19 protein-coding genes and 2 pseudogenes are annotated in these 24,920 nt (G+C 40.5%); 4 read left to right on the top strand and 17 right to left on the bottom strand.

Going from position 1 to position 24,920, the window contains the following annotated elements; genetic code table 11:
- Nucleotides 1–5 precede the first annotated feature (5 nt).
- The 9 genes and pseudogenes from JCM10596_RS11295 to JCM10596_RS11250 form a co-directional block, all read right to left on the bottom strand.
- Complete coding sequence (locus tag JCM10596_RS11295) at nt 6–1,151, bottom strand: DUF4350 domain-containing protein (protein WP_025027225.1); 1,146 nt, start codon at nt 1,149–1,151, stop codon at nt 6–8.
- Nucleotides 1,135–1,785: a DUF4129 domain-containing protein gene (locus JCM10596_RS11290; RefSeq protein WP_025027224.1), complete on the bottom strand. Its 651-nt coding sequence runs from the start codon at nt 1,783–1,785 to the stop codon at nt 1,135–1,137. The genes JCM10596_RS11295 and JCM10596_RS11290 overlap by 17 nt, the downstream gene beginning before the upstream one ends.
- 7 nt (nt 1,786–1,792) lie before the next feature.
- Complete coding sequence (locus tag JCM10596_RS11285; protein ID WP_025027223.1) at nt 1,793–2,782, bottom strand: hypothetical protein; 990 nt, start codon at nt 2,780–2,782, stop codon at nt 1,793–1,795.
- 113 nt (nt 2,783–2,895) lie between these two features.
- On the bottom strand, nt 2,896–3,468 hold the full coding sequence (locus tag JCM10596_RS11280; RefSeq protein ID WP_051541277.1) for a small multi-drug export protein: 573 nt from the start codon (nt 3,466–3,468) through the stop codon (nt 2,896–2,898).
- Between the two features lie 224 nt (nt 3,469–3,692).
- A complete protein-coding gene (locus JCM10596_RS29530) occupies nt 3,693–3,860 on the bottom strand; it encodes a hypothetical protein (RefSeq protein ID WP_159102346.1) in 168 nt (55 codons plus the stop codon).
- A 116-nt stretch (nt 3,861–3,976) separates the two neighbouring features.
- The gene (locus JCM10596_RS11270; RefSeq protein ID WP_051541276.1) at nt 3,977–5,473 is read right to left on the bottom strand and encodes a SulP family inorganic anion transporter; all 1,497 of its coding nucleotides are present in this window, start codon (nt 5,471–5,473) and stop codon (nt 3,977–3,979) included.
- Between the two features lie 229 nt (nt 5,474–5,702).
- A pseudogene (locus tag JCM10596_RS11265) lies at nt 5,703–5,963 on the bottom strand (STAS domain-containing protein); the annotation flags it as partial.
- A gap of 114 nt (nt 5,964–6,077) precedes the next feature.
- Nucleotides 6,078–7,994 carry a flagellar assembly protein A gene (locus JCM10596_RS11255; protein ID WP_025027219.1) on the bottom strand — a complete coding sequence of 639 codons (1,917 nt, stop codon included), beginning with the start codon at nt 7,992–7,994 and terminating at the stop codon, nt 6,078–6,080.
- A 15-nt stretch (nt 7,995–8,009) separates the two neighbouring features.
- Nucleotides 8,010–9,242 (bottom strand): ATP-binding protein, encoded by a 1,233-nt coding sequence (locus JCM10596_RS11250; protein WP_025027218.1) that lies wholly within the window; start codon nt 9,240–9,242, stop codon nt 8,010–8,012.
- A 255-nt stretch (nt 9,243–9,497) separates the two neighbouring features.
- Here JCM10596_RS11250 and JCM10596_RS11245 point away from each other — a divergent pair, with 255 nt between their 5' ends.
- Nucleotides 9,498–10,679, top strand: coding sequence for a fused response regulator/phosphatase (locus JCM10596_RS11245; protein WP_081792010.1), 1,182 nt, complete (start codon nt 9,498–9,500; stop codon nt 10,677–10,679).
- Between the two features lie 55 nt (nt 10,680–10,734).
- On the opposite strand, the gene JCM10596_RS27810 is transcribed toward JCM10596_RS11245, so the two are convergent.
- Nucleotides 10,735–13,653 (bottom strand): diguanylate cyclase, encoded by a 2,919-nt coding sequence (locus JCM10596_RS27810; RefSeq protein ID WP_025027216.1) that lies wholly within the window; start codon nt 13,651–13,653, stop codon nt 10,735–10,737.
- A gap of 190 nt (nt 13,654–13,843) precedes the next feature.
- Between JCM10596_RS27810 and JCM10596_RS11235 the strand changes: the two genes are divergently transcribed.
- The 3 genes from JCM10596_RS11235 to JCM10596_RS11225 are packed head-to-tail and all read left to right on the top strand — an operon-like array spanning nt 13,844 to nt 16,765.
- On the top strand, nt 13,844–14,608 hold the full coding sequence (locus tag JCM10596_RS11235; protein WP_025027215.1) for an energy-coupling factor transporter transmembrane component T family protein: 765 nt from the start codon (nt 13,844–13,846) through the stop codon (nt 14,606–14,608).
- A 40-nt stretch (nt 14,609–14,648) separates the two neighbouring features.
- Nucleotides 14,649–15,224: an ECF transporter S component gene (locus JCM10596_RS11230; RefSeq protein ID WP_025027214.1), complete on the top strand. Its 576-nt coding sequence runs from the start codon at nt 14,649–14,651 to the stop codon at nt 15,222–15,224.
- A gap of 5 nt (nt 15,225–15,229) precedes the next feature.
- Nucleotides 15,230–16,765 carry an ABC transporter ATP-binding protein gene (locus JCM10596_RS11225; RefSeq protein WP_025027213.1) on the top strand — a complete coding sequence of 512 codons (1,536 nt, stop codon included), beginning with the start codon at nt 15,230–15,232 and terminating at the stop codon, nt 16,763–16,765.
- 10 nt (nt 16,766–16,775) lie between these two features.
- Here JCM10596_RS11225 and JCM10596_RS29760 read toward each other — a convergent pair whose 3' ends face one another.
- The 7 genes and pseudogenes from JCM10596_RS29760 to iolE form a co-directional block, all read right to left on the bottom strand.
- Entirely contained in the window at nt 16,776–17,303 is a 528-nt protein-coding gene (locus JCM10596_RS29760) for a methyl-accepting chemotaxis protein (protein ID WP_234410484.1), read from the bottom strand.
- A gap of 47 nt (nt 17,304–17,350) precedes the next feature.
- Nucleotides 17,351–18,511, bottom strand: a complete 1,161-nt coding sequence (locus tag JCM10596_RS25110; protein ID WP_148302574.1) for a methyl-accepting chemotaxis protein — start codon at nt 18,509–18,511, stop codon at nt 17,351–17,353.
- A gap of 135 nt (nt 18,512–18,646) precedes the next feature.
- Complete coding sequence (locus tag JCM10596_RS11215) at nt 18,647–19,678, bottom strand: LacI family DNA-binding transcriptional regulator (RefSeq protein WP_025027212.1); 1,032 nt, start codon at nt 19,676–19,678, stop codon at nt 18,647–18,649.
- A gap of 26 nt (nt 19,679–19,704) precedes the next feature.
- Entirely contained in the window at nt 19,705–20,574 is an 870-nt protein-coding gene (fba, locus tag JCM10596_RS11210; protein WP_025027211.1) for a class II fructose-1,6-bisphosphate aldolase, read from the bottom strand.
- 81 nt (nt 20,575–20,655) lie between these two features.
- A complete protein-coding gene (locus JCM10596_RS11205) occupies nt 20,656–22,116 on the bottom strand; it encodes a CoA-acylating methylmalonate-semialdehyde dehydrogenase (RefSeq protein WP_025027210.1) in 1,461 nt (486 codons plus the stop codon).
- A gap of 19 nt (nt 22,117–22,135) precedes the next feature.
- Nucleotides 22,136–23,140 (bottom strand): 5-dehydro-2-deoxygluconokinase, encoded by a 1,005-nt coding sequence (gene iolC / locus JCM10596_RS11200; protein ID WP_025027209.1) that lies wholly within the window; start codon nt 23,138–23,140, stop codon nt 22,136–22,138.
- Nucleotides 23,141–23,159: 19 nt separating this feature from the next.
- Nucleotides 23,160–24,913 (bottom strand): annotated as a pseudogene (gene iolE / locus JCM10596_RS31330) (myo-inosose-2 dehydratase).
- Nucleotides 24,914–24,920: the final 7 nt, after the last annotated feature.

Here is a 24,920-nt window from a genome sequence, read left to right as displayed (position 1 = left end):
CTCTCTCACTCCTTCTCCAAACGTTGAATTACTTTAGATATTGATACACTGTCCTGCAAAAATGGCTTTGTTGCATAGCTAACCGACTGCTTGCGCTCCTCTAGCATCCGTAGCACGCGATGAAGTTCGTCTACCTGCTGCTTCTCCCATTTTCGCTCAGCCATTGTTAAAATCTGATCCATTGAGCTTGAGGCTTGAATTCCCCATTTTTGATGCAATAAATAATACAGATATCTTTCTTGATGCAGCAGGGCATCCTTTGTCAGCTTCTTCACTCCATACCAATTCGCGGTAGCTAATAAGGTTTCATCTCCTCTTCTCACGTTCCATTCACGCAAGACTAGTATTCTACCAAATCGCTTTCCCTTCCACCAAAGCCAGACTAAAATACCGAGTATCAACTGGACACAAGCGAAAATAAGCCAGTCTGGGTATACTGCAAGTAATCCCGGCTTCGACTGATAGCCATGATGGTACTCATCTACCCAAATAACCGACCACTCTTTTTGAAAGAAGGGCCAAATCACGTCAAAATGTGAGTGAGTGAGAATATGTTCATTCGTAATCCACTCCGGTACAAGAAAGAAGTGCATCGTTCCTTCACCAATTGAACGTGAGAAAGCCATTGCCCCTCTGTCATCCACAAGAAGTGGCGTCCGGTCTTCTGCAAGCTGAAGTCGTCTGGAAGGTGGTGCTAAGACGGTCAAATCCATATTCTCAGAATGCTTGATTTTCGTTGGTTCCAGCTTTTCTCCTTCTATTATACTAGACCATTTTTGCTGTTCCTCTGTTTCAAATTGTGCCTCTTCCCACAGCACGGGACTACTATGAAAAACAATCAAATCATTTCCAAGAGCCACCCATTCCTTAATGGTTTCTACCTCCATACCTTCTAAAGAATAAGGTTCTATTAGAAGTAAGAGCTGATCCTCTTTCTGCGGTAGAAATCTCCATGACTGCCTCCACTCCTTAACAGGGTGGTTCTTTTCCTTTAGGTACATGGTGAGTCCTTTGGTTCCATCTATTGCAGGGGAAAACGATAGGAAGGGTCGAAAGGCAGGTGCGGTTGGTTTTAGCAAAAAGTAGCCAAATACACAAAAGAGAAGAAGTGAAATGGCTAAACCGATTTGCCACTTATTGAGCCTTTTCATCTGCCTCATCCCTTTCTATCCATTCCTCTAATTCCGTTAAAAATGTCAAGAACACGTCCTGTGTGGGAATTTCTTGTCCATACCAGACACGCTCAAACAAGCGTGCTTTTTCTTTAAATAAATCCACATAAGCAGGTCGATTCCTGTTTAATTCATCGACATATTCCCAGTTTGTTTTCCACTTCTCTACTTGTATCCATTTCTTACTATGTAGAAAAAAGAGAAAGGAGAGAAAGAGGAATCGTAATCCTCCTCTATAATCTCCCTTTTGTTCCGCTTCCCTAGCTTTCTCTATATAGTCTGTGAAGTGTAAAGAAAGCTCGGCGTTAGTTAACTGCCACTTATTTTGTAAGCTTTTATGACGTACCATTTGTTTAACAAACCAATAAATCGTTCCAATAAAGGCGACAATGATTAGAGCAACGATCACATAAGCAATGATCGAAAGAAAGGTAGTATTGATCGGATCCATATTGGAGTTGAAGAAGGTCTTCGTAAACCATTTGAGCACGTCATAAATGAGTTGCATCAAAAAATTCGTACCTTCCGTTTCGTGATAAGCTTTAAACTCATCTCGCGATAGGATCTCTCTGAGTATTTCTCTATCCTGATCCAGCGTGGTTGATTCATTCATGGTTCATTCATTCTCCATCTTTAGAATAATCAGGTGTTTCTCCATGAGCAGAATAGCTTCTTGCCAAAGCTTCATCTAGATCAGAGCCTTCATTTCGAACTCGGAGATCATAATAAAGGACAGCATAAGCGATCAAGCTAATCGGAAGGATTAGGAGATCGATCAATACCTGTACAATCTGCCCAACAATGGTCATCTGAAGAAGCAAAGTAAAAATAAGTGATGCAACTCCTTGGAAAATAGATGTGATGATATAGATAACAATAAAAATCCCTAACAATCTCCAGACATTTCCCTTCGTCAAATGCCAGCTTCGCCCAATTCCAATCCCTTGGTTCTCAACAGCCACAATTGGGATATAGAAGGACCAGCGCATCAGAAGAAGCAGGGGAAGAATAAACAAAAAGACAATACCTAAAATTACCAAAAGTATAGCTCCAAGTATTCCTGCCATAACGGAGCCTTCAAACATACCAAATAATCCCGCTCCAACAATGAAAGAAAGGAGGACAAAGACAAGAATAATAGCCAAGTACACCCCAATGACCATCAGACCGTATAAGATAGAGCTTCCAATCAGAGCCCCTAGACGGCGAATGGATTTCTGGAATACTTCGCCAAAGGTAAAATCTTCTCCGTTTCTAATGGCTCCTACCATATGAACCATCATAGCTACTCCTACTGGAAAGGCGATTAAAAATAGAATAGGCATCAGGATAAAAAGCATTGCCAGCCTTGCTGGTGTGATCCCTTCCAGCATCCCATTCTCTAAACCACTTAACCCTTCTAAAAACGATTCACCTGATGTAAAAGTATTTAGATCAGGAATGATAGAATGTTGGCTGAATCCATAAGTTATAAAGCTAGATAGTAGAGTAAGAGGACCAAAGATAATCAACATGGTCACAAAAATCTTAGTAAAGTGTCCTTTATAAATTCTAAAAATAGAATCTAATATCTCGGTTACACGCATAGGCTTTGAAAATAGTTCACGCATTTTTACAGCTCCTTTATTATTCTAAATGTCAATATTCAACATTATACACTAATTTCAGAAGAAAAACTTACATCTTCTAACAATTCACTGTTTATTTTCTTTAGACCACAGGTTTAGTCTACTTGTTGTTCAAACAAACGGATTAAGAACCCGCCTGATTCTCTATCACCAAAATAATCAAAACCAAAGTGGGTAAATATCGCTAAAAGCAAACTCCATAGCACTAAACTGCCTGTCATCCAATAAGTCGTTGCTTTTTTGCTGCCGCCAAATACTAAGCTGAGGAAGGCAGCCAGATGACTCCCAATGAGCAGAGGACCTAGAAGGGCTAATCCTGGTAATCCATACTTCTTCCAGACAGATCTTGCTCTTTTTGAACGTTTCGATTCAAGGTCAACAGCTTCTGTTTGTCCTTCCTCTCCCCCTTCTCCTTCTATCATTTGCTGTGGTGATTCTTCTTTCATCTTCTTTCGTGCTCTCTTTTCTCTCCACTGTTTAATCTTATCTACAAAGATGATGACTAATACCACAGTCAGTAAATTTCCTAACAAAGCGAACAGAAGAACCAGCCCCGTCTGTAATCCTGCCAATATGGCAATCGGAATAATTGTAGCCACCTCAAAAAATGGGATAGCGGCTAGAACAAAAACTAAAATATACGCCCACAAAAAATCAATCAAATTCATGTACTCTTTCCTCCTATAAGCAAACTTTGGTGTTCTCTTCTAAATTATATACAGCATACCATTAAATATCATTTATTCAGCTTTTTTGCAACCTTTTTTCTCCAAAAAAAATAAAAAGCCTTGCTTACAATCGCGTAAACAAGCCCTCTTATCTATTTGTTATTTATACTTGATATTCATTATTAATAATCTCCGCTCCACATGGTGATGCACTAAATCATTGCCTACTGCTGAAAAAACCAAGCTAAAAAAGCAGTGATGGCAAGGGTTAAGGGATTTTTTGTTACTTTTTTACTCTGTTCAAAGCCTGCTTTCAGTTCTTCTTTTAGTTCAGTTTGTTCACTTTCCCATTTATCTAAAGCTTTACGTCTATAAGTGGATTCAAATATCATTGAAACAACCTCCTATATCAGCTATTTAGATTGAAGTAAACTGGACATAAAAATGAAAGCATTTTCTTTTTGTTAATTTAATTTTAGCACACCTAATGTCGTTTTTCAAAACTAGATTAATGACCAGACACTTTAGCTCCTGATCTATGATGAATCGCCAGCTGATCGACAAGGGTTTGACTCGCTTCATTAAAACCGACAAGATGTACCTGAACTCCATTTTCTCGATATTTAAAGACGATTTTATCAATGGCAGCTACTGCTGAATCATCCCAAATATGAGCCGCTGAAAAGTCAATATGAACGTGCTCTACATTCTCCTTGTAATCAAATAGGTTGATTAGATCTGTAACGGAAGCAAAGAAAATTTGTCCTCTGACCTTATATATTCGTTGCGTTTTCTCTTTACCGTATTCACTGCTTACATACACCTTCGAAATTTTGGCTGCAAAGAAAATCGCACTTAACATAACTCCAGCAAAAACACCAATCGCCAGATTATGTGTCAGAACTACCGTTAAGACAGTTACAATCATAACCATCGAGTCTGTGATGGGAGCAATACGCAAAGCCTTCAAAGAACCCCAATCAAAGGTTCCTATTGATACCATGATCATTACCCCTACTAAAGCAGCCATAGGTATCTGAACAACAAGCTTACCTAAGACTAGGATCAAAAACATGAGAAAAGCGCCCGCTACAAATGAAGAGAGTCTTCCTCGCCCGCCTGACTTGACATTAATGACAGATTGTCCAATCATGGCACAGCCAGCCATTCCTCCAAAGAAGCCAGTAATAAAATTAGCAACACCTTGTGCTTTTACTTCTTGGTTTTTATCACTTTCGGTATCTGTCATATCATCCACAATCGTTGCCGTTAATAGGGATTCTAGGATACCTACAACCGCTAAAGCTAACGAGTAAGGTAAGATAATCAACAGGGTTTCCATACTTAATGGAATCGACGGAATAAGGAATACAGGTAAAGCCTGAGTAAGAGTCCCCATACCGCCTACTGTACTCACATTAATCCCTGAAAAAATCACGATAGCTGTAATCACAATAATCGCTACTAGTGGAGAAGGTACGGCTCTAGTCAATCTTGGGAAAACATAGATAATAAATAATGTTGCCACAACCAATGCATACATCACCCATGTAGCGCCTACAAACTGTTCCAACTGAGCCATAAAGATGAGAATGGCTAAGGCATTCACAAACCCTACCATAACAGCTCTAGGAATAAATTTCATGTAACGGGCAACCTTTAAATAACCAAATATCACTTGAATAATACCAGTCAGTACAGTTGCCGCCAATAAGTACTGCAAACCATGCTCTTTGACTAAAGTCACCATCACGAGAGCCATAGCTCCAGTGGCGGCAGAAATCATACCCGGTCTACCTCCAATAAAAGCGATAACGACAGCAATACAAAAAGAAGCGTACAACCCTACCATAGGGTCCACTCCAGCAATAATAGAGAAGGCTAGTGCCTCTGGAATTAATGCTAGTGCCACAACAATCCCAGCCAAAACATCTCCTCTCACATTGCCAAACCATTCATGTTTCCATTTCTGTAAATCCAATGTTGCACCTCTCCCTTTATTCATTTGTGACAAAAAACCGAACAAGCCAATAGAAGCTATGATAGCATAGTTTGGTCTGAATCCAAAGTCCCCTGAAAGCGAAAATCATCCGTACTTTTCTTCTAATTTCTCTTGATATCTCTTGTTTTCTTTATCTTATATATTTGTTGAATGATCTCTCCTTGGCTTGGTCTTATTCAGTAAAAAAAAGCCCTAAAATAAGGGCTTAAGAGGATTAAAGTGCTTCTATGTTTTAGTTCTTTTCATTGTTTAGCATCACTAAATGCGAGAGGGCTTCTTCTGTTGAATGAAAGTTGAAATGTTCCTCTCCGATCGCCATTGACAATCCAAGGATATCGAATACTTCAGAAACATCTGACGTGAGATTGACAAAGTAAAACGGAGTGCTTAAAGCACTTAACTGATTACATATGTTGAGCAATGCCCCTACTCCTGTAGAATCCACAAATATTAATTCGTTCATATCAAAAATAATTCCCTGTGAGATAGTTTCGGCTAGGAGCTTCTCTACGCCTCATTTAAGAGGTCCACACTTCCCATATCGATTTCTCCCTTTAGCTGTACAACTTGAACTCCTTTAACATTTTTTATTGTAATATTCATCCTGTTACACCTCTGCCTTTAGAATAATTGCCTCTATATTTTGATTTTCTTTATTATAATGGAAGGTAGCCGCTCGTCCTTCTTGAAAAACTTTATAGCGTGCTTTATTAATCCCTATCACTACCTCTGCATAGATTTTATCGACCTTGATTTCTCCCTCCTCTAAACGAACAAAGGCTTCTGTCTTCACATTGGCAGGACCACCTAGCTCTTTGACTACGATATGATTGGCCGCCCTCAATGTTCCTCCGCGAACAATCCCATGCTTTCCAAAAACCTCTATTCTTTCTCCTGAAGTAAGGGAGGAATTATAGACTCCTAGACCTTTCACAAAGACATTTCCGCTGGCATGTACATTGGAATTATGAATATAATACGCATACACATCAGAAGCATTATTTAAGTATTCCTGGAGTTCACTTTCTATGTTTTGACCTTCTTCAAAAAGCTGCATGACTTCCTCGATGGATTGAATTTGTAAAGGACCGAAGCCTGTTAATTTTTGAACTAACAGCCTGACCCATGAGTCAAGTGATTCCGTCTTGTCGGTTCCCTGAAGATACTCGAAGTGGAAGTGTTTAATTTCGTTCTCAAATCCCTTCAGTCTTGTTTCATTCAGGAGCTTAATCAGCTTGCCAATACCTCGATTCGCCAAGTCCTCCGTGCCAAATGCCGCCGATTTTTTCAGTTGCTCATAGGCTCGAATAATCAATGTCAACTTGCTTATGATGCTCTTCACATTTTCATTGACCATTTGGTAAAAAGAAGTATTTCCTCCTGCCACTACGGTACTTGTGATGATATTCTTTCCGATTGTGACATTTCTTCCTGCCCGTACATGACCATAGGTAACAGATCCTTGAATTTCAATATTTCCCGTTGCTTCGACCGTTAAATTCTCTGCTACGCTCCCAGTGATTAAAACATCTCCATTAAAGTTAATACTTCCTTGGGCAATGGTTAAATCTCCCCGCACAACATAGAGAGGATTAATTAAAATAGAAAAGTCTCGATAGTGTGGAATGCCATCTATAGTCGCAATCACATACCTGCCATCTGGGCTTAGTTCAACTCCTCTACCTAATTTCACTTCAACCTTGACACCATCTTTTGCTTTAATTGGATTACCATGTACATCTCTTCCTACCTTGCCTGGGGTGGGAGGGTGAATACGTAATATTTTTTGCCCACTGTTAACACTGGCAATCTCCCTTAAGCCAAACCAATTAATTCTTTCCTCGCCTTCCCCTGCTACTGCTTCCTTTTGCTTTTGCTCATCCTCATACAACTTTTGGATTTGAGTAGGTTTCCCATTTTCTGGTTCAGTCCCTCTTGCCACCACATGCTGCTTTCGAATATCGATTTCTTTATTCAACCATTTTTCAATCTCTTTTTCTTTGATTCCATAAAATATTTTGTGTGAATGTAAAAACGAAACAACCTGCCTAGCTGTGAAGGGTAATGTACGCTCCTTCTTATCCAGAAATTCATTCACTTGATCGTCTTGAAAATAGATCCTTGCCTCCAACAGATTGTCCGAAACCTGAACTTCAATAAAATTTTCAATATGCTTATATAAAGCGGTTTGAACATCAGATAGCTCCATAGGTTCTTGCTCTTTTTCTCTTAGCAGATTGGGATCAAGTAGATCTTCAGGTGATAAGTCACTAATGACCTCTAGGAGCGCAGATTCTAGGTCTATTTTCTCTTTTACTTCTTCCTGCTCTGTTTTTTCTTCTTGCTCCTTATGCTCTGCAACAGTCCCTTTTTTAAGTTTAACAATCGCTGGGCTTTTGTTGAAAAAGCCAGATTTTCCTGTATCAATTACCTCAATTGTCACCTCACTCTTGTCCCACTTTGTTGCCTTAAATCCATTCTCTACAGCCTGTTCAATGGTTTTCCCTGTAGATATATGTTCCATTATCTCACCTCCCTATCACATGGCACGGTTTTGCTGATTGAAGACCATCCCTACAATAGTTCCTGCTCGGTCACTTTTGATATAGAGCTTGTCACTATATTGTGTCATGATGTGAAATCCTTGACCTAATGAGCTTTTGGTCGAAAATCCTTTAATAAGGGTTGCCTTGGGAAGGATTTTGGTCTGAATCCCCTGCCCCTGATCTCTGATTAGGACTAACACTTCATTTCCATTGGTCCAATATTCCACCTTGCTATCCTTGGCATGTTTAATGGCATTGGTAGCCGCTTCAGTCACTGCTAAAACGATTTTAAAACTGGAGGTGATCCCGCACAATTCCACTTTTTCTTTCATCCATTTTCTTATTTCCCCAAGCCTATCAGCACCTTCAATAGTCATTTCTGAATCCTTCTTATAATACTGAAGGATGTGAGCAACTTCTTCATTTTGTACTAATTCTATTTTGCTCTGGGTAAGAGAAAAGATGACATCCCTGTAGCTCTCCCATTGTTCCTGCCTTAGCGCCTTTTCTTTTGCCACAATGTCTGAAATATCTAGGGTTAAGAAGCCGCCTGTATTAAAGGACAATGGAATGGCGTGTATATCTAAGTATTTTTGTTCATCTGGACTGACTACTACTTCTCGAGAGGGGGCATTTTTTTTGAAGGCTTCACTCATTAAATGGCGTAAATCCTCTTCTTGAATAAGCGGATCTTTTTCTCCACTCAATAATCGAATCCGACCTTTTTCGTATTTAAAGGCAGATCCCACGATCAGTCTGTCTAATAACTCTGATTTTATAAACTGTGTCTGCAGCATCTCTTTTACTGAGTCTTTCACTTTATCATCGAGATGATCGGTTAATTTATTGATTAATTCGTGCTGACTAGAGAATAATAACTCATATTCTTCCTTAGATAATTTATCGGTATTTTCCGTTCCACGTTGAACCTTGATGATATCAAAACCGATTAAACCGCTTACATTTTTCTTGTGTATAGGGGAAATCATAATCGTAGTGTTTTCGTCCAATTCGATCGAATAAGGCTGAATGGGGGCTGATGTTTCCACGATCATTCCTAACCGACTAATGGCAATAAGTCTACCTAAATAACGGGTACCATTTGCTTTATCAAATAAGGTAACATTTTTTGGAGGATATACTTTTTTTCGAAGTAACCCTCCCTCAATTAAACATAGACATTTTTCACAACTTGGATTATTCGGGCATTCTATGCAAAATTCCATGGCTCTCCCTCATCTTTCGGTGACGTTTTCATATCTATGATCTTTTAACATTCAAATTCCCATGACTAATTATGGCTAGTTAAGATTATTATATAACAAAAGACAAAAAATTTATACTATTCTATTACTTAAACTAGTTCAATTCTCATATGTTTATTCCAATATTAGGATAATAAATAATCCTCTTGTTATTTGAGATTAGATTGTGTAAAATTTACATACAATTATGTCAATTTGAAAGCTTGGTGCCGTTCTATGAGAGACATCAGATTCAAACACAATTGCCGACATATCAAAAAAATGAATATTCTGATCGTAGACGATTCCGTTTTTAACCGAGTGGTTATGGAGAAAATCTTGAAAGCTGAAGGGTATGAAAATCTTACAGTATTATCTTCAGCCATCGAGGTTTTTCAGTTACTTGAATCCAGCCATAGTAAGGAACGTACAATTCCTATTGACCTCATTCTAATGGATAATATTATGCCTGAAATGAGCGGAATTGAGGCATGTGAACGACTCAAAAAAAATGAAAAATATATGGATGTTCCTGTTATTATGATCACGGCTAAGGATGATGATATAGAGTATGCCTTTAATGCTGGTGCGCTTGATTATGTCACACGCCCTTTTAAAAAGGAGGAACTCCTAGCGCGAATCTATCTTACATTAAATTTGAAATATTTGATCAATCAACAAAAAGAAAGAGAACAAAGATTATTACACGAAATTGATTTGGCTAAATCGATTCAAACAAGTGTATTAACCCCTCCTATCAAAAATGAGCAAATTGATATTGATGCTTTCTATGAACCCTCAGCAGGTTTATCTGGCGATATGTATTATTGCGGTCAGATTGACGCCAACAAATATGGAATTTTTATCATGGATGTTGCCGGACATGGGATCTCTTCCGCTTTAATTAGTATGTCGCTACGTTCACTCTTAGATGGCATGATCAAAAAAGGCTTGGACCCTAGAGAGGTCATTGCTGAAATGAATAATCATATTTTTCGTCTGTATCAAACTACGAAAGGAAGGGCCTATTTAACTGCCCTATACTTGATTATTGATACGAATGAGAAAACCATTGAGTATGTGAATGCAGGGCATCCTCCTGCCCTCGTCTTTCATCCAGACTCACAAGTATCCCACTTGTCTAGAACAACAATCCCTGTCGGAGCTCGGCACGGTATTGAAGTCCAAAAGGAGATTCTCCATTTCACTGATTCAGTCCAGCTTTTTTTATATACAGATGGACTAGTTGAAGTACCTAAGCAATCGATTAAAGCAGGTATCGCTGATTTGGAAGAAGCGATTTTAGAAATTCAGCACCTAGATAATACCCCCTTCTTCGCCCACTTGTTAGCAAGACGGCGAGAAATAGCAGCTGTAAATGATGATGTCTGTTTAGTTCGCGTTCGTATCACGATATAGCTCCCTAATACAAAAGCTCCCCTCACAAGAAGTTCTGATGTGAGAGGAGCTTTTGTTATGAGGATTCACGATCATACACGACTCGATTTCTCCCCCTGCTTTTTGCTTCATACAGCATTTGATCTGCTCTATCTAGGAGCTGGTGCAGGCTGGCAATGCCTTGGTTAGAAGAAATACCAATACTGATCGTACAACGAACATCTTGCCCAAGCTCTGAAGTAATCGTAAGCTGCTCTATGCTCAAGCGAAGCTCCTCCGCACGATTTCTCAGCTCTTGTTCAGAAAGTGAATCAATCAGAATGACAAACTCCTCTCCTCCGTATCTAGCAATCAAACCAGTACCTGACATGACTTCTGTCATGACCTCGGCAACAGCGCAAAGAACTTGATCCCCTATAAGATGTCCATACGTATCATTAACCGCTTTAAATTTATCGATATCTAACATCATAGCAAAAACCTGTTTCTTCGTTTCTTTATATTGATCAAATATTTTGTTAGCTTCTTCGTAGAAATAACGTCGATTCAACAAACCAGTTAAGCCATCTTTGGTTGCTAAATTCTTGATTTCCTCAAACAAATAGGCATTTTGTAGAGCAATCCCTGTCTGAGTAGCAAAAGCATGAACAATGTTTATTTCTTTATCTGTATAGCTAGCCCTTTGATTCGACAGAAGGATAAACCCAATCAATCGTTCCTGGAAAACGAAGGGAACTACAAGAATGCCTCTCACCCTATGGAGGAAAGCATACGAATCTAACAGCCCATACTCAGCCAACACCCTCTGATTTATTGGTTTATTCTCATGAATTTGAATAATCTCTATCATCTTCTGGGCAACCTTCCCATCCCCTAGTGGAAGTTCCTTGTAGAAGGAGGAAAGAGGTAATTTTGATTTCTGCTGCAAAAAAACATAGGCATGATCAAAGGCAATAGAATCTGTTAGTCCGCTCACAAGCAGCTCAATAATCTTTGGAATATCTAAGGTAGCACTAAGAGTACTTCCAACCTTTTGAATTTTTTCTGCTATCTTTCGTTGTTGAATCTCTGACTCAAGATGCTGCGCATGTTGAATGGCTGATTGTACAGCATGCTTGAGAGAAATTAATGTTCTGGTCCGGGCAAGAAGTTCTACCTTGTCAAAGGGCTTGCTTACGTAATCATTGGCTCCCGATTGAAAACCGGTTCCAATATCTTGAGGGAATTGTTTGGCGGTTAACAATAATATAGGAAGTTCATATAAGGTATACGCTTTTCTTAATCTCCTGCATAATTCATAGCCCTGCATCTTCGGCATCATAACATCCATCAAGACTAGATCAAAATCAGGCTGTTCTTCAATGATGCTGAGTGCTTGTATTCCGTTCTCTGCTGTGACAACAGTGTAATGTTCATTGGTCAAATGATTGATCAAAATTTGACGATTAACCTCTTCATCGTCGACCACAAGGATACGATACCCTTCTCCCTTCGCAGAAGGTATCTCCTCTCCTCTTGAAATAGATCTATTCGCTGTTTCTAGCGCTGTATATTGAACTGGATTTGCTTCTTCATCTGTTAGGACAGCAAGTGGTAATGTAAAAGAAAAGGTGGATCCCTTCCCTTCCTCAGATTCTAACCAAATCTCACCACCTTGCAATTCGATCAACTGCTTCGTAATACTCAGACCTAAACCAGCCCCTCCATACTCTCTAGAAGTGGAGGCATCTACTTGTTCAAAAGAACGAAAAATAGAGTGAAATTTTTCCTTGGGAATCCCAATCCCAGTATCCGACACATTCAGTTGAACGTACTCTCCCTGCTCTAAAGCTGTGACGCGAATGGTTCCCTTTTCTGTATACTTGATTGAATTTCCTATTAAATTATACATGATTTGTTGAATCCTATTTTCATCTCCCTTAACTAAGGCTAGATGGTCAGGAATCTGATTCACTAACGTCAGTTGTTTTTCAGCAAGTAACGTTTTCGAGATGGTCATAATCACAGATGTCAGCTGCTTAATATCCACCATTTGCTCTCTAAGGACAATATCTTGATTCTTTAGTTTAGAGAAATCGAGAATATCATCGATTAAATTCTCCAGTCTCTTTCCACTATTTACGACCATTTGAAGCTGGTTTACAGCTTTGTCCGGCAGCTTTCCTGCGGCTCCATCCATTAACGATTCAGACATGCCAATAATACCATGCAAAGGCGTTCTTAATTCATGAGAGGTATTGGCTAAAAACTCATCCTTTAGCTTGTCTAAAGATAACAGACGAACGGACAAATCTTCAACCTTCTGAAAGGCTCGAGAAAACCTATACGAAATGGCTAAAGACTGAATCATGGTACAAGCAAACATCCCATAAACTAACATACTTCTGAAAGGGCTCAAACCAAAAGTAAGGACAATATCATGAATCGTAACAATGAGTAAAAAAGCAAAGCCGCTCATCGCAAAAAGAGCAATGTCTCGTTTACGCATAATCACTTTCACATAGATCACAATAATATAGGCGGAAATAATAAGGGTAAGGAGACTAATTAGTCCATCATCAACTATCCAATGATAATACGAGGTAAATGGATCTAAGCGATAGAAGCATAGGAAGACAAAAACACCTAATAATAGAATGCCAAGGAGCTTTAATCCTTGACGGGATACATCTTCTGGGAATAGCGAATACATAAAAAGCAAGTAACAGTATAAACACAAAAAAATGAGAAGATTAATATAGCTATAATGAATAAGAAATCCGAGCTGGCTAGTAAACCATGTTTCTATATAGATCCCTGAAGCTGTTACTGTTCCTTTATTTTCATGAGTAAATAAGCTGATAAGTCCTATGAGTAGACATAAGATACTAAAAAAAAGATTCGAATGATCTGTTCGACGAAAGAGAAATAAACAAAAATGATAGAATGCCATAATAAAGAGTCCAGTAATAAGGGCAACAAGCAGCAATATGGAGGGATTTGGATTCAGGTTCATCATCTCTTCCTCAAATTTTTTAATAGCTTAAGATCTAAATATTATATTATTCGACATTTTTCGCATTTTTCCTTCTTTTATACTCAATCTAGTACTCTATTGTCAACGGAAATAATTTTTAGGTTGACAGTTCCTTCATTTTATCTGAAACTGATATCGACCCTATTTTGAATGTAAGGATGTAGCGTTTATGATTTTTCAATATCAGCCAGGAAACTCATGCTTTCACCGTCTTGATCCCTTATCTAAATTCATCTGGCTACTCTGTGTTTCGATCCTATCCCTCTGGTACGAGAGTGCTCTCATCCAATCGATTCTTTTTCTATGTATCGTGGGGGCAGGCATAGGGCTTGCCAACATGAATCTACGCTCCATTTGGAAGGGGCTCCGCATCCCTTTTTGGTTTGGACTCCCTTATTTTGTTTTACAGCTGATTTTTCTTCCTGGAGAAACGGTGCTATGGACGATTGGAGCATGGTTCCTAACAGCAGAAGCACTTGATTTTGCACTGGCGATTACATGTAGGCTCCTGATTCTTTTTCTCGCTTCTCTGCTTTATATCAAAACCACTGACCCGCAGGATGTTGTCCTTGTTCTAGCTCAAAAACTACACATTCCTTATCGTTTTGCCTTTGCCATTTCTCTTGCTCTTCGTTTCCTTCCTCTCTTAGAAAGCGAAGCGGAACAGATCAGAAACGCCCAAAGAAGACGTGGCTTAGGGCAATCACAGGGAATAAAAGCAAAGCTAGCATGGGCTAAAAGATTTATTTTTTCAGTCTTTGTCAGTGCAGTACGTCGGGCAGAAACAACCGCGATCATGATGGAAGGAAAAGGGTTTGGACTACATCCTGAACGTACATATCGACGCTGGATCACGATTTCTCCTGCTGGACTCGCCTTATCTCTATCTAGTGTTTTTTTGACCCTATTTTTCTTATTTTGGGTCCCCTCTTAGAAACAAGATACGCTACTTAAATGAAAGTGAGGTAACAACAATGAAACGCAATACTTTTACTACTATGGATATTGTCTTAATGGCTCTTTTAGCTGTAGCTAATGGTGTGCTAACCACTTATTTGGCTTATGTTAATAAACTCTTAACCACATTAGGAGGACCTATAGCCACCTCTACCATTGTCGGAATTTATATGTTATATGGGATGCTAGCCATTTACATCATTCGTAAGCCGGGAAGTGCACTGATTACTTATTTACTCGGTGCCACTGTCCAGATTCTCATGGGAAACGCCTATGGTGTACCTGCGGCTCTAACGGCGGCTCTCTGCTATGCAGTTGCCATTGAAGGTGTCTTTGCCCTGTTTCGCTATAAAAAATGGGGATATTCGACTATGATGATAGCTAGTCTATGTGCAGTACCTCTATGGTTTGTCTTCGCAGCCTATATGTTTGGCTATCTTAAATGGGATTTATCTATTTTATTCGCAGCTTTACTTGTACGCTGTCTCAGCGGGATGATATTATGCGGGGTATTTAGTAAATGGATTGGAGATCGACTGGCTGCAACAGGGTTGCTTAAGCTCTTTGCTGCTGGAAAGCCAGAGAGTCGCTAAGTACAATGAGTGAAACGCTACTTTTCCAGCTAGATAAAGTAACCTATCACTATCAAAATGAGGGAAGATCGGCTCTTCAAGAAATGAGCTTTTCCATTAGGAAAGGAGAATGGATCTGGATTGTCGGTCCTGGCGGTGCGGGAAAAACCACTCTATGCCGATTGCTCAGCGGTGTGCTTCAAACATGGGGAGGAATCATAGAGGGAACAGCACATTTTCAAGGGGAAAATTTATTGGAGAAGGCTACACAGCACCTCGCAGGACAAGTAGGGATCATCTTTCAAGATCCAGATATGAGCTTCCTCCTAGAATATGTTGCAGATGAACTCGCCTTTGGTCCTGAAAATCTGTTGGTCCCTACAGAGGAAATTGAAAAACGTATCGATCAAGCTCTGATAAGTATTGATTTGCTAGAGTATAAGAATCGCAGAATCAATCAGTTGTCTGGAGGGCAAAAGCAACGAGTCGCCATTGCTTCTGTGTTCACTATGCAACCAAAGATTTTTATCTTCGATGATGCCATGGTGAATCTAGATTCCAATGCTAGGAAACACTTTTTAGCCACTCTCCATGCGCTGTATAAACAAGGTCATACTATCATCACGGCTTCTGCCAGATTCGATGATGAAGTGCCTTTCGATCAGCTCATCGTCCTTGATCAAGGAAAACAGATCCTAGTGGAGCAAGGAAACCTCCTTCGTCCCCCAGTTATCGATATGTTAAAAGATCTAGGCTGTTTTCCACCTGATCATCACAGCTTTATGGTAGAAAGAGAGAGAAAGGAGCAAGGAAAAAGGAGTCTCCCTTCTGCATCATCTTCCTCTTCTCCCCTTCTAGAAGTACAGAACCTATGCTTTGAATATCGCACCAAGCAACGGGATGAAGGACATGTAGTCCTAGAAAACCTACAGCTTCAGTTATACGAGTATGATTTCTTAGCCCTGTTAGGTCCGAATGGCTCTGGAAAAACAACGTTTGGAAAGCTTCTTGCTGGTTTTCTTCCCTCCCCGAAGGGCAGCATCCGTCTGCACGGGCGAGAGATCAATGAATATTCTATAGAAGGGCTTTCACAAACAGTTGGGTATGTCTTTCAAAACCCTGAGCATCAATTTGTCGCTGATACGGTCTTAGAAGAATGTATCTTTGGATTGTTCGTCCAACATGGAATCCCTCTTCATCATCTAAAAGATATTCATCTAAAAGGTGTTCATGCTTCTAAGCAAAAACAGCTTCACACAATAGAGCACATCATTCGTCAAGGAGAAGAGTGGCTTAGAAAGACAGGGCTATACGCCCAGCGTCATCGCCACCCTCTGCAATTAAGTGTAGCCGAAAAGCAACTATTAAATCTTACCTCTGTACTCATCCTCCAGCCTGATCTCATCGTGCTTGATGAACCAACAGCTGGACTTGATTACAAAGCAGCCAACCAATTGATGTCCTATTGTGCCGATTATGCTCAACAAGGTCATGGTGTCATTATGATTACACATGATTTACCACTTATAAATCAATGGGCAACCAGAAAAATCAATTTTTAATCCTAGGTCATTATACTCTGAATTTTCCAATCAATAGCTGTAGCTTTTCTGCCATTTGGGCTAACGAATAAGCAGAAGATGATACTTCATCCATCGCTGCTCGTTGCTCCTCTGTGGCAGCTGAAACCTCAACCATACCTCCTGCCGTGGATCCTGATATTTGATTCACGGCTTCCATTGTTTGTACCATTTTCTCAGTACCCGCAGCCACTTGTTGTACAGCCAATGTAACACCTTGGATTTGAGTGGTTACCTCACTTACCGTTTGATGAATATGTTCGAAGGATTCTCCAGCTACGTTAACCAAGCCGATTCCAGACACTACTTCTTGATTCGCGACCTCCATAGATTGAACAGCCTTCCCTGTTTCCTCTTGAACGGTTCCAATTAAGATAGAGATTTTTTGAGCAGATTGAGCCGTTTGTTCGGCTAGCTTGCGAACTTCATCGGCTACGACAGCAAATCCTTTTCCTGCTTCCCCCGCTCTAGCTGCTTCGATCGCTGCATTTAAGGCAAGGAGATTGGTCTGAGCAGAAATTCCTGAAATGGCATCAATGATCTGATTAATTTCTTTCGAATGCTCTCCTAAGCCTTAATGACTTCATCAAGCCCAATCACGGATTTATTTATTAAAGTCATTTGTTGAACTAACGTATCGATCGCTCCTCTCCCTTCTGATGACTTATGCGAAGCTTGGATTGCAGTATGAGAAACCTCTTTTGCATTATCAGCGATTTGATGCACCGCACGAGACATCTCAATGACCGTTTGCGAAGCTAAATCTATATTCTGAACCTGATGATCTACACCTGTAGAAACACCTTGAATTGTACCTACAATTTGCTCCGTTGTCTTACTCGTTTCCTCTGCACTTGCCGTTAACTCTTCTGATGCAGCAGCCACCTGCTCAGCATGAAATCCTACTTCTTGAATTAAACAACGCAAATTGGTTGTCATCAGGTTAAAGGAATCTGCCAAATCTCCAATCTCATCATGATTCTTCACTTTAATATTTTCAAGGGTTAGATTTCCTGCCGCTATTTCTTGAACAGCAGCAGAAACCATTACAACAGGTGTAACAATCATTTTTGAAACAGCCCAACCAATGATGAAAAGAAGAAGTAAAAACAGCACAGACAGAACGATAATAATCAGCATGATGTTTACAAAAAGCTTCTTGTTCTTTGCTATTTCTTCCTCCATCAATGCTTGACTGTAATCCCCCAATAATTGAGATTCAACCACAATTTCCCTAGACATTTTGCTAGACATATCCGCAACAGAAGAGATTAGTTTCACTTTCGCTTCGCTGTCTTGATAAGGAATTGTACTCTTGGCAGAATCAAGAAAGCCCTTATTTAATAATTCTATCTTTCTTACATATACTTGCTCCTGATCACTGAGGGGCAGCTCTCGAATTTGGTGAATGATTTCTGTTAATTGATGGTTTGAAGCTTCTAGCTCTTGTACATGATTTTGATTCCCTGATATAAGAAACGTATTTAAGCTATTAATCTGTTGCACTGCCAATAATTTAATATGATCAGCACTGTCCAAAACGGCAATTCGATGGTTTAGTAGCTCCGTGTTTGATTGATTAATTTGGCTTAACTGATAATAAAAGATTCCTACGGTTAAAAAAAAGAGAAAACCTATCCCAAGAAAGCTAACCCATAATTTCTTGCTAATTGAAAGCCTTTTTATTTTTCCTCTCTGAAGTTTGAGCCCTTTTACCTTCTTTAGCATCTTCTAACCACCTCTCGTTCTCAGGACTTCGTGTTTTCTAAGAAACATACTATATAATGCTGCTATACAAGCAAGTAGCCCTACAAAGTAAAATCCTGCTTCAATCCCCAGCATTGTATTTAATACTCACTTCATCTATCCTTCCTTTATTGCTCTTGATCTTCTTGTTGGTTTACCTGTTGACTTTCTAATAATCAGTTCAGGCAAGAGGACAATCTTTCTTCTCCCTCTCTTTTTTTGTTCAATTTCTTGAACTAAAAGATCCATCACTTGTATCCCCATTTCTTGAATAGGCTGACGAACGCTTGTTAAGGGAGGCGTGACAATTCTTGATAAGATCGTGTCATCAAATCCAACGATAGACAGCTCATCAGGGATTGAAATCCGACACTCATAGGCTGCTTGAATGGCTCCAATCGCTAAGATATCGTTGGTCGTAAAAATAGCCGTTGGCGGATCAAGCGAGTCTAGTAATTGGATGACATTTTGTTTAGCTCCTTCAATAGTAAAGCTGTATACTGTTTTTCTTCTTGTGTATTCACTTAAACCTGCATCTTCCATCGCTTGACAATATCCTCTAATTCGCTCTTGAGCACTTAAATACTCTTCGTTCTCTGCGATCATAGCGATCCTTTCATGTCCCAAGTCTATTAAATGCTTTGTTGCTTGATAGCCTCCTAAAAAATCATCTAGCAATACAGCATCTACTACAAGAGAGGGGAAATCTCGAGCAAATAAAGCCACAGGTATTTGTTGTTTCATAATGTGTTGGGAGGTTTGTTCATGTTGAATTCCAGTGGCAATAATCAAGCCATCCACACTTTTCTGATTGAGCAGAGAAATATAGTTAGACTCCTTTTCTACATTGTTGTCTGTACTGCAAATAATCACACTATAGCCCAGTTGATTAGCTCGGTCCTCCACATGTCTAGCCACCTCTGCAAAATAAGGATTTGCCAGATCAGGCAAGAGCATTCCGATTGTGTACGTTTGTTTCCCTGTTAAAGCAGAAGCAACTACACTGGGTTGATACTGTAGCTCTTTCATCACCCGTTCTACTCTTTTGATCGTTTCATCACTAATTCTGCCGACTCTATTAAGAACCTTAGATACAGTTGCTATAGAGACCCCAGCCTCTTTCGCCACATCATAAATAGTAGGCTTCATCTTTTTTTGCTCCCTTCAGGCTTAAACTAGTTTTCTCCTTTTCCTGAAGATCCAAATTCACGCATTTTCTGCTTAACCGTTTCTTTTATGGCTACTCTGGCTGCTCCTAGATATTTTCTTGGATCATATAGCTGGTCATCCGTGCTAAGTACTTCACGAATCGCTTTGGTACAGGCAAGTTGATTTTCTGTATTGACATTAATTTTAGCTGTTCCAAGCGAAATGGCTTTCTGAATATCTGTTAGCGGAATACCTGTTCCACCGTGTAATACCAACGGAATTCCGGTTATTCTATGAATCTGCTCCATTTGGGCAAAACCAAGGCGAGGCTCTCCTCTATAAGGCCCATGCACAGAACCCAACGCAGGGGCTAAACAATCGACTCCCGTTTCTTGAACCAAACGTTCACATTCTTCTGGAATCGCATATAGAGCATCTGCTTCATCAACAACCAAGTCATCCTCCTGACCACCAATACGCCCTAGCTCGGCTTCAACAGACACTCCTAAGGCATGCGCCACCTCGACAACACGCTTGGTTTGAGCTATATTTTGCTCTAATAGATCATGAGAAGCATCAATCATCACTGAGGTGAAGCCAGCCGAAATCGCTTGAATACACTGCCCAAACGAGGCACCGTGATCTAAATGCAAAGCTACAGGTACGGAGATTCTATATTCAAGAAGCAGAGCTTTGACCATAGCTGCTGCGAGCCCAAACCCTCCTAAATGCTTGATGTAGCCTGGACTTACCGCCAATATAACAGGAGAGCGCTCCTCTTCCGCCGCTTCTAAAATCGCTTGGGTAAACTCTAAATTGTTTAAGTTAAAGTGACCAACCGCATAGTGACCTTCCATTGCTTTTTGCAGCATTTCTTTCATTGAAACTACATTCATGACATCTCCTCCTCCTCTCGATATAGCTTGGAGCTATCCTTATGGGATAGCTCCAAGCTTCTCTCTTCTATTTTGATATCCTTACCATCTCGCCGTAACCATTTTCTTTCTGGTGTAGAACTCTACTCCATCGGGTCCATTCGCATGTAAGTCTCCATAAAATGAATTCTTCCATCCCGAGAATGGGAAGAAAGCCATGGGAGCTGGCACTCCAAGATTGACTCCAAGCATTCCAGCATGGATCTCCTCTCGAAACTTTCGGACATGGCTCCCATTCTGAGTATAGATGCACGCTCCGTTGGCAAAGGGAGACTCATTGGTTAACTCGATCGCCTCATCTAGCGTATTGACACGGACAACGGAAAGGACAGGTGCAAAAATCTCATCCTTCCAGATCGTCATCTCAGTGGTCACATGGTCGAATACAGTGGGACCAATAAAATAGCCTTGTCCTTCCGTTGCTTCATCCTTACGACCATCCCGAAGCAGCTTCGCTCCCTCTTGTTCTCCGAGCTCAATGTACTTTAATGTTCTTTCCTTGTGAGAATCACGAATGACAGGACCTAAAAAGACACCTTCATCCATGCCATTCCCTATCTTCATGGCATTGGCAACATCGACTAGCTTCTCTAAAAATGGTTCTGCTACATCTCCCACCACCACAGCCACTGCCGCTGCCATACACCTTTCTCCTGCGGAACCAAAAGCCGCACTGGTCACTTCTTTTACAGCTAAGTCCAAATCAGCATCTGGCATAATAATGGAGTGATTTTTTGCCCCAGCCAATGCCTGTACTCTTTTGCCATGCGCTGTCCCTGTCTTATACACATATTCCGCTACAGGTTGTGAACCAACAAAGGAGATCGCCTTGACAGTAGAATGTTCAAGTAATCCATTCACCACATCATGTGCCCCATGCACAATATTAAAGACCCCTTCCGGTAAACCAGCTTCTGTAAATAATTCTGCCAAACGATTGGCTAACAAGGGTGTACGCTCTGATGGCTTGAGAACAAAGGTATTTCCGCAAGCAATCGCCAAGGGAAACATCCAGCATGGCACCATCATAGGAAAATTAAATGGGGCAATTCCTCCTACCACTCCAATGGGATAACGATACATCGCAGACTCTACATTTGTGGCGATATCTGGGAGGTGGCGTCCCATCATCAGGCTAGGAGCTCCTGCCGCAAACTCAACACACTCAATTCCTCGTTGTACCTCTCCATATGCCTCGGTATAGCTTTTTCCATTTTCCTGAGTAACAAGCCTTGCTAGCTCTTCCCAATGTTCGATCAGTAATTGCTGATATTTAAAGAGAATTCGCGCTCTACGTGGCACTGCCACCTTGCTCCATGATTTGAAGGCTTCGTTCGCTACAGCTACAGCCTGTTCCAGATCTTCCTTATTAGAAAGTGGTACCTGCGCCAGGATTTCTCCTGTTGCAGGGTTGGGAACGGCTTCAACCTTTCCAGAAGTAGATTCTACCCACTTGCCACCAATATAGTTTCTTAATGTGACTAGATTTGTTTGAGTCGACATCATCAATCCCCTCTTTCCCTTACAATTTTCCGGCTTTGCATTTCTGTATATATGAATCAATTTGCTCTGTTGTCGGCATCGCATCTGAACAGCTATGACTAGAAATGACAATGGAAGCTGCCGCTGCCCCGTATTCCATCGATTGAGGAATGTCCCAGCCCTGCATCAGCCCATAGATAAATCCCGCTGCATAAGAATCTCCTGCGCCAAATGTTTTGATCACATTAGCTGGGAATGTGACTCCTTTGTAGCTCTCACCTTCTTTGGTATAGGCAATAGATCCGTCTTTTCCATGTTTAATCACAACTATTTTAGCTTGGTAATCAAACCATTTTCTTGCTGTTATTTCATCATTATGATTGTTGTTATGATCAAATTGTTCCATCATATTAAACTCTTCTCGTGTCCCTATAATCACATCGCATTTCTCAGCGGCAAGATTATAGTAGATCGCGGTTTCTTCAGGATTCTTCCATGTATAGGGGCGATAATCTATATCAAAAAAGACCGTGACCCCATGCTTTCTTGCGTAATCCAGAGCCATAAAAATAGCTTCTCTTGAAGGGCTTTGAGCTAATGCTGTACCTGAAATCAATAAAACCTTGCTCTGTTTGATATAGTCTTCATCTACGTCTCTCGGTTCAAGCTTAAGATCTGCAACATTGTCCCGATACATTAGGATACTGCAATCTGTTGGACTCTTAATCTCTGTAAAGGCAAGACCCGTGACACTTCCTGACCGATCTGTCATCACATGCTCCGTATCCATTCCATTTTGCTTCAAATAATTCTCTATAAAACGCCCCATTTGATCATTGGCAATACGCCCAATAAACCCTGTTTTTTTGCCCAATCTAGCCAGACCAATAGCTATATTTGCAGGAGATCCTCCAACATATTTAGTAAAGGTCAGCGTTTCTTCCATCGGACGATTGATTTCATTCGCATTTAGATCAATACATAGCCGGCCCATTGCTACAAAATCCATTGGCTTGCTATGATCAATTGCTAGATTATTTTTCATCCTTCCATCCATCCTTCCACTAATCCTTTTTGAGTGCCAGTTTGTTTTCCATCACCCATTCATGGTCTGGATCATTATGAAACTTCCATGTGCGTACAGGTCCTGCCATCACATTCAAATAGTAGACCTCATAGCTGGGGGAGCTGAAACAGGATGATATCCTTTGGGAACCAAAGCTGCATCCCCATCCTTAATGATCAGTGTTTCATCCAGCGAACGATCATCCGTATAGACTCTTTGAATCGCAAAGCCATGGGCTGGATTCACCTTATGAAAATAGGTTTCTTCTAGATAAGATTCATGAGGTAAGTTCTGTTGATCATGCTTGTGAGGAGGATAGCTGGACCAGTTCCCCTCAGGTGTAAACACCTCTACAACAAGCAGGCTGTCTGCTTTCTTTTGTTCTGGAAGAATATTATGAATCTGACGCTCAATATTGCCAGCTCCTCTGATTTCTACTCCTACCTCATCTGGAGAAATTAATCTGGAAGGATAGGTTCCCTTTCCTGGAGCTGTACACACCGCCAGTTCAAGGTCCGTAGTTGCTTCAACCGTATATTCATCATGCGCCGAAACATAAACGGAATAGGGAGGAATTTTCTCAAAAACATTCATTCTCTGACCAATATCCAGCCACTTCTCAGCCTTAGTCGTAATGTCAGCCCTTCCTGTTAACAAAACAAGACATGCCTCTATATCTCCCAGCTCTTGCCTTAAGCTCTGCCCTTTTTTCAGAGAATACACTTCAAACCCAACATATTTCCAGCCTGCTGACTCAGGAGTAATACGAAGGACTGCCCCTTCTTCATTCGCTTCCTGACTAGGAACAATCAATTGACTCGTAGTTTCACTCTTTCGTTTTTTAATAGAAGAAACCGTCGAATCAATATACTCCTTAGCCATCTTTGAGTACTGATAGGGATTGGCTACTGCGGGGTCTTGCTCTGCCTCCACAATAATCCAGCCATTGTAGTCACTAGCAATGAGCTTTTCGAAGATTGGAACAAAATCAATGCAGCCATCTCCTGGAACGGTAAACATGCCTCTGACAACGGCTGACCTGAAATCGATCTTTTCTTTCCTCACCGTATCTAAGACCCCAGCTCGAACATCTTTAAGATGAACATATTTGATCCGATCTATATACTTATTTAACAGCTCTAAGGGATCATAATTCCCATATAAAGCATGCCCTGTATCATAAAGCAGGTGGACCAACGATGAATCCGTCATTTCCATTAAGCGATCAATTTCAGCCCTTTGTTCTATTACTGTTCCCGCATGATAATGATAGACTAGCTCCATCCCATGCTCCTGACATAATCTTGCTGCGCGATGAAGACCTTCCACTAAAGCCTCCCATTCAGCATCTGTTAACGCTTGAATACTCATCTCCTCTGCAGGCTTTCGCGGGTCCCAATGCATAGATCCTCCCATTTCACAAGCGATCACATACTCGCAGCCCATTTCTTTTAAGTACTGTATCCATGTAAGAAAGGATGACAGCTCTTCTTCATGACGAGAAGCATCCGAGAACAGAGTACTGACAAATTTACTGGCAAGCTGGACCCCATACTCTCCCAGCTTATTTTTTAAAGCTGGCGGGTCCTGCATAAACAGCCGTCCCATTTCAGTCGCTATATAACCTAGTTCTGCCATCTCGGATAATACTTGATCCTGCGTATGATGATCTCCTAAGCCAGGAATGTCATCATTGACCCAACTGATCGGAGCAATACCAATTCTAAAATGATTCTTTTGATTCAGGTTCATTGTCATC

The organism is Caldalkalibacillus mannanilyticus JCM 10596 (genome assembly GCF_000615945.1).
In the GTDB taxonomy this organism is placed as follows: Bacteria; Bacillota; Bacilli; order Caldalkalibacillales; family JCM-10596; genus Bacillus_AT; species Bacillus_AT mannanilyticus.
The sequence above is the reverse complement of the archived record's forward strand: the minus strand, read 5'-3'. Positions and strand labels throughout refer to the sequence as shown.